Raw genomic sequence first — 11,671 nt, 5'->3', positions numbered from 1 at the left:
GCAGAATGAATAACGAATGGCAATACCATTTAGTTAAAGGCATTAGTTGGCTTGTTTGTCGACTACCATACAAGCTCATTTTGCTCATAGGCGCTTGTTTAGGTCCTGTATATGGGCTAATAGCGAAGAAGCAAAAGCTTAGAGGCATAAATAATATTAAAATTGGCATGAATATGAACGATCAAGAGGCGGAACAATTAATCAATAAGTTGTTCAAAAATCTTGGTCGCAGTGTTATGGAAGTATTATACATGCCAAACCTGACGAAATCCTTTATCAATAAACACATAGAGATGCGTGGTGTTGAACATTTAGAAAAGGCCATTGCTGAAGATAAGGGAGTTATCGTTCTTACTGGCCATGTAGGCAACTGGGAATGGATGGGGGCTGCTATGGCGGCTCATGGATATCCTTCCACTACAATTGTTAAGAAACAACCTAATGCTCAATTCACACGCCTTATGAATGAATATCGTGAGATGGTGGGGCTTGACGTATTTGCTAGTGGTGGCAACGAAATCGTTTCTGCTGCTAAGGCTTTAAAAAAGAAAAAACTTCTTGGATTCTTAGCTGACCAAGATGGATATATAAATGGTTTACCAGTTCCGTTTTTGGGACAAGATTCATCAGCTGTTATGGGACCAGCAACATTTGCAAAGAAATTTGGCTCTCCTGTAGTACCTATTTTTGCATCTCGTAAGCCTGAAGGAGGGCATATCGTTCATATCTTGCCAGCATTACATTATGAGGAAACTGGCGATGAAGATGTTGATATGTATCGTCTAACTGAAGCCTGTGTACGTGTTACGGAAGAATTTATTCGTGAACATCCAGATGAGTGGCTTTGGTTCCAACACCGTTGGATGACTAAGATGGATCAAATTATTGATTACGATAAGAAGATAGCTATACGGGAGAGAGCGCATGAAAAACAATAAAAAGTTAATTGCCATTGTGGTCGCTATAGTATTAGCTCTAATCGGTCTTATTGTATTTATTATGAAAGACTCTAATGAGGCTAATTCCACTCAAAATCAAAGTGGACAACTCGTTAATTTCCAAGGTGCGGATTTGCAAGAGGAAAAAGATGGCAAGCTAGTATGGGCATTATCGGCTGAGAAGATTGAATATGACCCGCGTACAAAAGCTATCGTTCTGACCAATTTGAAAGGTCTGTTCTATCAAGATGATGTGACTACTACGATTACAGCGCCTCATGCTGTACTGACGGGCGATCGAAATTCTCTTGATATTGATCAAGGCGTTACTGCTACTAATACGGAAGGTGCAGAATTTAAAACTGAGGCCCTTCATTTTGATAACAAAACGAAAACATTGACATCTAAAACGGCTTTCACTTATAACAGTAAGGATGTAACCCTCACAGGTGACAAGCTTGAGGGCAATATGTCTTTAAAAATTATTAAAGCCATTGGACATGCGAAATTAACAAAGAAGTAATTGAGAGGAAATATGATGAATAAGAAAAAACAGATTGGTATGGCTATATTAGCTGTACTCATGACCGCATCTGTTACAGTTTGGGCTGCAAATGATCCGTTGACTATCAGCGCTGATACATTGTCTTATGATGGCAATTCAGGTCGTGCAGATGCAACAGGTAATGTTGTTATCACCCAAGCGGATAAAACTATGACTGGTGCCAAGGGTTGGTACAATACAAAAACTCAAGAAGCAAATCTTGATGGTGGTGTATCTATGATTGGTTCTGATATGGCTATGTCTGCTCAAGCGGTTCACAGTTACAATAATAATAAATTCACTGCTAATGGTAGCGTTCATTTACAACGTGCTGATCGCCAAATCTTTGGCGACAGTGTTGAGTATAGTACTGACTCTGAATACGGTCTTGTTACAGGCAATGCCCGTTTGATTGCTGAAGGGACAACCTTAACCGGTGATAAGGTAGAAGGATGGATGAAGGAAGTTCGTGCTGTAGCGCAAGGTAATGTTACTTTCTCTAATCCTGAACGAAACGTGTCTGGTTCTGCTGACCGAGCTACATATACACAAACGCCAAACCAAAATGATGGAGTGGTACTCTTATCTGGTTCTGCGCATGCCGTTCAAAATGGTAATGTACTGAATGCACCGGAACTGAAAATTCGTTTAGCTGATGATTCTGCTGAAACATTAGGTGGACGTAGTACACTCGTCATTGTTCCGAATAAATAAGGATTAAATATGTATATAGAAACCAAAAACTTAGTCAAAACCTTTAGCGGTCGCAATGTTGTAGACGGGGTTAGTTTACGCGTTGATAAGGGGCAAGTCGTTGGGCTCCTAGGTCCTAATGGGGCAGGGAAAACTACATCATTCTATATGATTGTTGGCATTGAACGACCTAGTTCTGGTATCATTACCGTTGATGGCAAGGATATTACGAATATTCCAATGTATAAACGAGCTGCTGAAGGTATTGGGTATCTTCCACAAGAAGCATCAATTTTTCGCTCCATGACTGTTGAGGATAATATTCGTGCTATGTTACAAACAACATCAAAGAAATCTGATGAAATTGAAGCTATAGTGGAATCCCTCATTGAAGAATTTCATATTGGTCATGTTCGAGATCGTATGGGGATGCAGCTATCTGGTGGTGAACGCCGTCGCGTAGAAATCGCTCGTTGTCTTGCGTTAGAACCGAATTTTATTCTTCTCGATGAACCTTTTGCTGGCGTCGACCCTATCGCAGTTGCTGACATTCAACAAATCATTTTGCATGTAAAAAATCGCGGTATTGGTATCTTGATTACAGATCACAATGTGCGTGAAACATTGGGGATTGTAGATAAGGCTTATATTTTAAGTAGTGGTAAAATCCTCCTAGAAGGCACCCCTGAAGAAATTGCAAACGACCCAATCGCTCGTGAGCATTACTTAGGGGATAACTTTAGATTATAGGAGGGGACTATGAGATTATTAGATAAATATATATTAAAAGCTTTTGTAGGTCCGTTCCTATTTGGGGTATTTGCTTTTACCAGTATTTTTATTGGCACAGGTACATTATTTAGAATTGCTCAATATATTACTGAATATGGGGCACCGCTAGTTCTCGTTATGAAAGCTTTTGTGTTGGCATTACCAAGCATTGTTATCTTAACATTCCCAATGTCAGTACTATTGGCTTCACTTATGACCTTTAGTCGCTTGAGCAGTACTAGTGAGATTGTTGTTATGCGTGCCGGTGGTCTTAGTTTTTTACGCTTAGCGATGCCTGTATACATTATTGCCCTTATCATCTCAATTGGGGCTGTCGCATTTAATGAATTTGTTGTACCACGTACAAATAATATGTATCAAACGATTGTGCGTGAACAGATTATGAAAAATGCATCACCTCAAACACAAAATCATATCGTTTTAAAAACAATGAATGGTAATGATTTAGGCACATTAATGTATGCTAAAAGCTACAATGCGGAGACTAAAAAATTAAGCATGATTACGGTGCAACAGTTTGGTGAAGGTGGCAAGTTACAACAAGTTGAAAATGCAGATACTGCTGTTTGGAATGGTCAATATTGGGTGATGCAAAACGGCATTATTTATGATATTTCCGCTGGTGATGGTGTAGAACGTACAATGAAGTTCAAGGAGCAATCCTTGCCAATTAAGTCTGCACCAAAGGATATTCAACAAGATCAACGTAAACCAGAAGAATTAACAATCAAAGAATTACGTCATCAAATTAAAGCATATAAGGCGGCTTATACGAATGCCAATAAACTAGAAATGGAAATGTATCAACGTTTTACAATTCCATTAGCTAGCTTTGTATTTGCTCTTGTAGGTGCTCCATTAGGTCTTCAAAAGCAACGTTCTAGCTCATCTATTGGTTTTGGTATCAGTATCTTAATCATCTTTATTTATTATGGGGTGATGACATTTGCTGGTGCATTAGGTAAAGGTGGTGCATTGCCAACCGTATTTGCTGCATTAATTCCAGATACATTAGGCATCATTGCTGGCCTATATTTGAATTGGCGTGTATCTAAGTAACCTAGTATATAAAGAAATAAATTTGATTTACGAAATAGCATATTTTCGAATCCAATAATTGTGTAATCTTATGAAAGGAGGGACTCGATGTTAGTAGGTGTTAAAATATTAGTTATTATTGCCCTTATGGGGGGACTTATTGCCTACATGGGGGATAAGTTAGGCACTAAAGTTGGTAAGCGTCGCATGTCCCTCTTTGGATTACGGCCTAAACATACGTCCATAATTGTTACTATCGTAACGGGATTGTTAGTTGCTGCTGCTACAGTAGGTGTATTAACTATTACATCTCAAAGCGTACGAACAGCGCTCTTTGGGATGGATCAGTTACGAGCAGATATGAAGCAACTTAATGATGAGGTAGCTGCTAAGACGCAAGAGCTTATTCGAGGACAAGCATTGCTTGAGCAAAATAAGCAAGAATTAGCAGAACGAATGGCTGAAATAGAGCAAATTCGTAAAGAGGTTGATGCAACTAAGGCTGAGTTGGCTAGTGCACAAGCGGCTAAAGATGCGACTGAAGCTGAGTTAGCTACACTTCAAGCTTCATATGATGAAGTATCTAAAAAATTAGCTGATTTAGAGGCTACAAGAGCCAAGATGGAAGCTCATATTAAGGATTTACAGACAACGCAGGAACAGTTGCAAAATGGCATTATTCATTTGCGTGAAGGTACAATTCTTTTCCAAGTTGATCAATTATTGGCGCAAGCTGTTGTTCGACCTGGTTTAAGTGAAGAAGATAGCAATGCAGCCATCAAAAATATTATTGATGATACAAATAAATTGGTATTACGTCGTCTTGGTATAGAAGATCAAGATCAGGCTGTTGTATATGTAGATCGTCAGAATATTGAGGTAGCTACACAAAAGCTTAATAGTGCAAAGACTCCAATGGTGGTTCAAGTGGTTGCTGCTGGAAATATTATTGCTGGTGAACCAGCGGTAGCAGTTATCCAAGTTTACCCACAACAATTTATTTATAAAAATGGGGAAGTAATTCATTCTGCTATAATGGATGGTGGACCTAACGCTCAATCTGCTATGCTTCAATTCTTAAAGCAAGTAAATGAAAAGGCAAGAGAGAAAGGTATTATTCCAGACTCCTTATCTGGTGATATCGGAACGATACCAGGGGATGATTTGTTTACGGCTATTCGTCGTATTGCTACAATACATGGCAAGGTTCATGTAGAAGCGTATGTTGATGGTGATACATATTCATCTGGTCCTGTACATCTTAAGTTACGTATTACTCAAATGCCTGTTTTTAATGATAAGGCTAAAATGCCAGCTTATTAAATTGAATAGTATTTTGGTTTATATACTTTAAACGAAGGTCTTATGTAAATTTTTACATAAGACCTTCGTTTTGTGTTAAAATATAAATGCTGTATTAGAAATGAGGATAATAATATGACTGATACTACGTACATTTTGGCTGTAGATCCAGGCAATGAAAAAACAGGTGTAGCAATTGTGACACCTTCTGGTACTATGGTATGTCGTAAAATTATTATGACAAAACAGTTCAATGGTGAAATTGAACGTATATTAACTGAATACTATGGAATTGTTCATATGGTATGTGGAAATGGTACAAATCATAAATATTTGTATCCATCGCTTCAACAAATTGGACGAAATCATAAAATTACGACTAGCTTAATTGATGAATCGCATAGTACGGAAGAGGCTCGAAAATTATATTGGAAGTATAATCCTCCTACAGGATGGCGTAAAATTATCCCTACGTCTATGCAATTTCCACCTGAACCTGTAGATGATTTGACAGCTTTTGTTATTGGTTTACGATATACAAAACAACTAAGCCAAGCTGTTAATGACATACAAGGTGATACGATGGATGCTAGTGAGTTAGAAGAAAAAAGATTACATGCTATGGAGCAGTTGTACGGTAAAGGAGAAGTGCATGAAAAATGAAACTTTAACGCATAACTGGTCGAACTTTATTATGCGTTGCTTAATGATGATCTTAGGGGCCTTAATTTATACTATAGGCTTAGATTTATTTTTAGTACCGAATAGTATCATCGATGGCGGTGTAGTTGGTATTTCCTTGATGGCTGCAGAGCTTTCAGGAATTTCCTTTAGTATTTTCGTCGTACTCTTTAACTTGCCTTTCTTATATATTGGCTATAGAGCTAATGGCAAAAACTTTACTTTCTCTACACTATTTTCTATCGTATGGATGGCAATTTTCTCTACCTTTGCTCATGATTTTACACCTATCACAACAGATCCATTCTTAGGTTCTATCTTTGGTGGTATCATTTTAGGTATTGGGGTAGGCCTCATAATACGTAATGGTGGTTCTTTAGATGGCTCTGAAATTGTGGCGATCATCTTTGATAGACGTTCCACTTTCTCCGTTGGTGAAATCGTAATGGCCATGAATCTCATTATTCTTGGTGCCGCAGGTTTTGTATATAGTTGGAATAGTGCTATGTATTCCTTAATCGCTTATTTCATTGCTTATAAGATGATCGATATTACAATTACAGGCCTTGATGAATCTAAAGGGGTAATGATTATTACAGATGCAGAGAACTCTAAGAATCTTGCAGATGCATTAAATGCGAACCTTAATCGTGGTGTTACAATTATGTATGGTGAAGGGGGCTATTTAAAGCAACCTAAGCATGTTTTATATTCTGTAGTAACAAGACTTGAAATTATGAGGTTAAAAAATACTGTTTATGAAGTAGATCCATCGGCATTTATTACGATTCAAGATGTACATGATGTATTTGGTGGTAGATTTACAAAGAACGGTCATTAAGGGGTTAATATGAGTAATAAAATAGTAAAAGAAATATTAGATTGGATTTATGCCATTGTATTGGCATTAATTATTGCCATGGTAATTCATATTTTCTTGATTCAACCAACACGTGTTTCTGGTGAATCAATGGAGGATACACTACATAATGGTCAATACTTAATTGTAACGAAGTGGCATCATATTATGAATGAAATGCCAAATTATGGACAAATTGTAATCATTGATAGTCGTGTTAATCGCGCTCGTACGTGGGTGGATGATGTAGAAGAACCATTGATGAACTATGCATCTGTCTTTAATAAAGCTGCTCAAACAAATGATGTATGGGTTAAGCGCGTTATTGGTCGTCCAGGTGATGTATTAGAATTTAAAGATGGTCATGTATGGCGTAATGGTGAACAATTACAAGAACCATATACTAAAGATACAATAATGAATTATACACGTTCTACACCGGTTACTGTTCCAGAAGGTCATGTATTTGTGATGGGGGATAACCGAAATCATTCTAGTGATAGTCGTTTCATTGGCCCTGTTCCAGTTGATCACGTCCTAGGTTTTGTATCCTATGCAATTTAATGCTTCTAAAAGCCTCTCTATAGTAGTAATTACTATAGAGAGGCTTTTTGTATTTAAATAATGGGGTATTTATAGCTTAATATTATTAATTACATATTTTAAGAGATAATATATGATGAATGGCATTGATAAGGTTATTACTAATAGAAATTAGAGAGACAAAATAAAGGTATTAATAATAGAAAAGAGGAATATAATTATATTTTAGGTCTATATATTAGTATTAAATATTAAATAATATGATATTCATTATTTTTAATAATTAAAAGTTGTAGGTTTATTATCTAAAATACATGAATTTTAGATAAATAAAATGAAATTGCGCAAAATTTAATTTTGAAAAATGCAGTAAAAATCTATGTTTATAGGTTTATTTTTATTCATGAAAGAAATTTCATCAAATTAAGTTGTATAAAATGCTTTACAAAAAATTTGGACGGTGATATATTCTAATCACAGTAAGGCACCACTAATAAAGAGGTGACGCTGTGATAGATAATATAGTCGAGGAAACGTGGACACTCCTAATATATCTTTCATAGTTATACCACTTATACAGTGAATGTCTTCTGATACTATAAATTCTTATTTATAAGAAAGAAGGAATTCATTATGAAAAAACAATTCGCAACAATTTTTGCAGCAACAGCAGTATTAGGTGTAACAACAGCATTCGCTGCAAACCCATTCTCCGATGTAACTCCAGATAGCTGGGCATATCAAGCAGTATCTCAATTAGCACAATCTGGTATCGTTAATGGTTACCCAGATGGTACTTTCAAAGGCCAAAACAATATCACTCGTTATGAAATGGCTCAAATGGTAGCTAAAGCAATGGCTAACCAAGATCGTGCTAATGCAGAACAACAAGCAATGATTAACCGCTTAGCAGATGAATTCTCCAACGAGTTGAACAGCTTGGGCGTACGCGTATCTCGTTTGGAAGATCGCGTAGGTAATGTAAAAGTTACTGGTGATGCTCGTATCCGTTACCAAGGTTCTGAAGATAAAGGCGTTTATAAAACAAACAGCAAATCCTTAACAGATGGCCGTGCACGTGTTCAATTCAATGGTAAAGTAAATGATAAAACTGAAGCTGTTGTTCGTGTAAAAGGTAATTACGAATTCGGTGACTCCACAAAAGGTGCTGATGCGACAATCGATCGTGCTTATGTAGATCACAAATTTGGTAATAGCGTATCTGCTAAAGGTGGTCGTTTCCAACAAACAATTGGTGGCGGTTTAATGTACGATGATACATTTGATGGTGCTCAATTGAACGTAGGTAATGATAAAGTTCAAGTACAAGGTGCTTATGGTTACATGATGGCAGGTGCTGCTGATGGTAATTCCAAATCCGATAACCCTTCCGTAGCTTATGTAGGTGTTAAAGGTAAAGTTGGTCAAGAATCCACAGTTGGTGGTTTCTACTCTAAATTGTCTAGCGGCAACTTGAACCATAATGGTTCCACAGTAAACTCTGATAGCCAAGACGTATACGGCTTCAATGCAGATTTACGTAAAGATAAAGTTTGGGTTGGTGGTGAATGGTTAAAAGCTTCCAACGTAAATGACTCCCAAGCTTGGACAGCAGGTGTTGGTTATGGTAATTACGACATCGCTAAAAAAGGTACATGGGATGTAAAAGGTCAATACTTCAACCAAAAAGCTAACGCTCCAATCGTAAGTTCCACTTGGGATCAAGCGTATGACTTAACAAATACATCTAATGGTTATAAAGGTTATATGGCTAGCGTAAACTATGCAGTACAAGATAACGTAGGCTTATCTGCAGGTTATGGTTTCAACTCTAAAGACCAAAAAGGTAATGATCTTTCCGATTTCTACCGTGCAGAATTAAACTACAAATTCTAATTCCCTCACAAACAAAAAAGACTTCTTCGGAAGTCTTTTTTTGTTGTATATAAAGAGATAATATTTTCTTTTGTATATAATAGTATATATATAGTAAAATAAATCTATATATAGTAAAAGGTAAAAATTTATTTGCTTAGTATGTATATCGATCTATTCCACAATATATTGTATGAGGTATTTATGAACCAATTATGCATAAAATAGCTATCGATTAATTAATAGATATGTTATTAATTAGTATAACTTAATAATATATGTGATAATAAATCTCATTTAGTGTAAAAAAAGATAAATTTGATATTTTTAATAAAAAAATATATATCGCATAAAAGTAGATAATAAATGCATTTTAGGGCATTTTAAATTATAAAATTTTTATAATGAGAATGAAATTGAGAAAAAAGGGTTTACACGAAAATTTGGTTATGCTAATATCACCCTACAAGAAGTAACAAACACATGAAACGAAGAACTTCGATGTAGAATGTGGCGAGGAAACGTGGACACTCCCAGTAATTCTTATTCTGAAGAACAGAGTAGAATGTGAATGTTATGACTTGTAACCTTTTATATTTCTATTTTTCAGAAAGAAGGAATTCAACTATGAAAAAACAATTCGCAGCAATCTTCGCAGCAACAGCAGTTTTGGGTGTAACTACTGCATTCGCAGCTAACCCATTCTCCGACGTAACTCCAGATTCTTGGGCATACCAAGCAGTTTCCCAATTGGCTAACGCTGGTATCGTTAACGGTTACCCAGATGGCACTTTCAAAGGCCAAAACAACATCACTCGTTACGAAATGGCTCAAATGGTAGCTAAAGCTATGGCTAACCAAGACCGCGCTAACGCTGAACAACAAGCTATGATCAACCGTTTGGCTGATGAATTCTCCAACGAATTGAACAACTTGGGAGTTCGTGTAGCTCGTTTGGAAGACCGCGTTGGTAACGTAAAAGTTACTGGCGATACGCGTATTAAATGGGAAGACCAAGAACATGCTTCCTCCAAAACTGATGCTCGTGCTCGTATCCAATTCAATGCAAAAGTAAACGATCGTACTGACGCTGTAGTTCGTGTTAAAGGTGCGTATGAATTTGGTGATGCATCCAAATCTTCTACAGTAACAATGGACCGTGCTTATGTAAACCACAAATTTGGCGAACGCGTATCTGCTAAAGCTGGTCGTTTCGGTCAAATATTCGGTGCTGGTTTAGCTTATGATGCACAATTCGATGGTGCTCAATTCAACGCTGGTAACGATAAAATCGGCTTCCAAGCTGCTTATGGTTACTTGACTTCTAGCAATCTTATGACTGCTTCCCATACACCAGCTGGTGCGACTGCAGCAACTACAACTGTAGAAAAAGATGCTAACGCTGAAGTAGTATACTTAGGCTTAAACGGTAAATTAGGTAAACATGCTGATTTAGGTGGTTTCTATGCTCGTTTCAACGGTAGCAAAGAATTAGGTGTTTCCGAAGATAATGGTGGTTCCGATAAACTTAATAAATTCAAAAACGTTTACGGTTTCAATGCTAACACTAACTTCGACAAAGTTTGGGTTGGTGGCGAATGGGTAAAAGCTTCTAATATTGAAGACTCCACAGCTTGGACTGCAGGCGTTGGTTTTGGCGACTACAGCATTGCTAAAAAAGGTTCTTGGGGCGTTAAAGGTCAATACTTCAACGCTAAAGAAAACGCACCTGTACTCGATTCCACTTGGAACCACAAATACATCCAAAACGCTAAAGGTTGGATGGCTTCCGTTGATTATGCATTACAATCCAATGTTGGTTTGTCCGCATACTATGGCTTCGACTGGAAAACAGCTGACAGCGCTAAAACTGACAAAGCTGACGCAACCACAACATTTCAACATAGGAGGTTCAATGTCAATGAATGACGTAAAAAGCTTATCACATAGTAAATGGAGATGTAAATATCATATTGTTTTTGCACCAAAGTATAGAAGGCAAATAATTTATGGACGGATAAAAGCTGATGTAGGTAAAATTTTAAGAGATTTATGTAATAGAAAAATGTAGAGATTATAGAGGCAGAATGCTGTCCGGATCATATTCATATGTTAGTAACTATTCCACCACATTTAAGTGTATCAAGTTTTATGGGATATTTAAAAAGCAAAAGTAGCCTCATGATATTCGATAAACACGCAAATTTAAAATATAAGTATGGAAATAGACATTTCTGGTGTAGAGGATATTATGTGGATACAGTGGGAAGATACGAAGGAGCGATAAAAGAGTATATTCGCAATCAATTACAAGAAGATATAGCACAAGATACATTAAACTTTAAAGAATATACCGACCCGTTTACGGGTGAGCCGGTAAAATAGGCAAAATAAAAGCCCCCGAGT

The 11,671-nt window shown here is 36.9% G+C and carries 11 protein-coding genes and 1 pseudogene; all 12 read left to right on the top strand.

The window, feature by feature from the left end; translation table 11 throughout:
• Nucleotides 1-5: 5 nt before the first annotated feature.
• The 12 genes and pseudogenes from KH286_RS07230 to tnpA all read left to right on the top strand — a co-directional run bounded on the left by KH286_RS07230 (nt 6) and on the right by tnpA (nt 11,650).
• On the top strand, nt 6-938 hold the full coding sequence (locus KH286_RS07230) for a lysophospholipid acyltransferase family protein (protein ID WP_004698446.1): 933 nt from the start codon (nt 6-8) through the stop codon (nt 936-938).
• A complete protein-coding gene (gene lptC / locus KH286_RS07225; protein ID WP_004698432.1) occupies nt 925-1,461 on the top strand; it encodes an LPS export ABC transporter periplasmic protein LptC in 537 nt (178 codons plus the stop codon). The genes KH286_RS07230 and lptC overlap by 14 nt, the downstream gene beginning before the upstream one ends.
• A gap of 12 nt (nt 1,462-1,473) precedes the next feature.
• The gene (locus KH286_RS07220) at nt 1,474-2,196 is read left to right on the top strand and encodes an LptA/OstA family protein (RefSeq protein ID WP_004698437.1); all 723 of its coding nucleotides are present in this window, start codon (nt 1,474-1,476) and stop codon (nt 2,194-2,196) included.
• Between the two features lie 9 nt (nt 2,197-2,205).
• On the top strand, nt 2,206-2,925 hold the full coding sequence (gene lptB / locus KH286_RS07215; RefSeq protein WP_008715778.1) for an LPS export ABC transporter ATP-binding protein: 720 nt from the start codon (nt 2,206-2,208) through the stop codon (nt 2,923-2,925).
• Between the two features lie 9 nt (nt 2,926-2,934).
• Nucleotides 2,935-4,026, top strand: coding sequence for an LptF/LptG family permease (locus tag KH286_RS07210; protein WP_119209191.1), 1,092 nt, complete (start codon nt 2,935-2,937; stop codon nt 4,024-4,026).
• 87 nt (nt 4,027-4,113) lie between these two features.
• A complete protein-coding gene (locus KH286_RS07205; protein WP_278617790.1) occupies nt 4,114-5,328 on the top strand; it encodes a DUF3084 domain-containing protein in 1,215 nt (404 codons plus the stop codon).
• Nucleotides 5,329-5,442: 114 nt separating this feature from the next.
• Complete coding sequence (locus KH286_RS07200) at nt 5,443-5,970, top strand: hypothetical protein (protein WP_008715774.1); 528 nt, start codon at nt 5,443-5,445, stop codon at nt 5,968-5,970.
• Nucleotides 5,960-6,829: a YitT family protein gene (locus KH286_RS07195; protein WP_038125901.1), complete on the top strand. Its 870-nt coding sequence runs from the start codon at nt 5,960-5,962 to the stop codon at nt 6,827-6,829. Before KH286_RS07200 ends, KH286_RS07195 begins: the two co-directional genes overlap by 11 nt.
• Nucleotides 6,830-6,838: 9 nt before the next feature.
• Nucleotides 6,839-7,411: a signal peptidase I gene (gene lepB / locus KH286_RS07190; protein ID WP_008715769.1), complete on the top strand. Its 573-nt coding sequence runs from the start codon at nt 6,839-6,841 to the stop codon at nt 7,409-7,411.
• 612 nt (nt 7,412-8,023) lie between these two features.
• A complete protein-coding gene (locus tag KH286_RS07185; protein WP_008715767.1) occupies nt 8,024-9,286 on the top strand; it encodes an S-layer homology domain-containing protein in 1,263 nt (420 codons plus the stop codon).
• Nucleotides 9,287-9,892: 606 nt separating this feature from the next.
• Complete coding sequence (locus KH286_RS07180; RefSeq protein WP_278617789.1) at nt 9,893-11,194, top strand: S-layer homology domain-containing protein; 1,302 nt, start codon at nt 9,893-9,895, stop codon at nt 11,192-11,194.
• Nucleotides 11,187-11,650, top strand: a pseudogene (gene tnpA / locus KH286_RS07175) (IS200/IS605 family transposase). The gene KH286_RS07180 and the pseudogene tnpA overlap by 8 nt, the downstream one beginning before the upstream one ends.
• Nucleotides 11,651-11,671: the final 21 nt, after the last annotated feature.

The organism is Veillonella parvula, from assembly GCF_018378075.1.
In the GTDB taxonomy this organism is placed as follows: Bacteria; Bacillota; Negativicutes; order Veillonellales; family Veillonellaceae; genus Veillonella; species Veillonella parvula_K.
The sequence above is the reverse complement of the archived record's forward strand: the minus strand, read 5'-3'. Positions and strand labels throughout refer to the sequence as shown.

Excerpts from the sequence above, each read along its gene's own strand:
- lepB (WP_008715769.1), top strand. The coding sequence starts at position 6,839 with ATGAGTAATAAAATAGTAAAAGAAATATTAGATTGGATTTATGCCATT.
- lptC (WP_004698432.1), top strand. The coding sequence starts at position 925 with ATGAAAAACAATAAAAAGTTAATTGCCATTGTGGTCGCTATAGTATTA.
- KH286_RS07205 (WP_278617790.1), top strand. The coding sequence starts at position 4,114 with ATGTTAGTAGGTGTTAAAATATTAGTTATTATTGCCCTTATGGGGGGA.
- KH286_RS07180 (WP_278617789.1), top strand. The coding sequence starts at position 9,893 with ATGAAAAAACAATTCGCAGCAATCTTCGCAGCAACAGCAGTTTTGGGT.
- KH286_RS07220 (WP_004698437.1), top strand. The coding sequence starts at position 1,474 with ATGATGAATAAGAAAAAACAGATTGGTATGGCTATATTAGCTGTACTC.
- KH286_RS07185 (WP_008715767.1), top strand. The coding sequence starts at position 8,024 with ATGAAAAAACAATTCGCAACAATTTTTGCAGCAACAGCAGTATTAGGT.
- lptB (WP_008715778.1), top strand. The coding sequence starts at position 2,206 with ATGTATATAGAAACCAAAAACTTAGTCAAAACCTTTAGCGGTCGCAAT.
- KH286_RS07230 (WP_004698446.1), top strand. The coding sequence starts at position 6 with ATGAATAACGAATGGCAATACCATTTAGTTAAAGGCATTAGTTGGCTT.
- KH286_RS07195 (WP_038125901.1), top strand. The coding sequence starts at position 5,960 with ATGAAAAATGAAACTTTAACGCATAACTGGTCGAACTTTATTATGCGT.
- KH286_RS07200 (WP_008715774.1), top strand. The coding sequence starts at position 5,443 with ATGACTGATACTACGTACATTTTGGCTGTAGATCCAGGCAATGAAAAA.
- KH286_RS07210 (WP_119209191.1), top strand. The coding sequence starts at position 2,935 with ATGAGATTATTAGATAAATATATATTAAAAGCTTTTGTAGGTCCGTTC.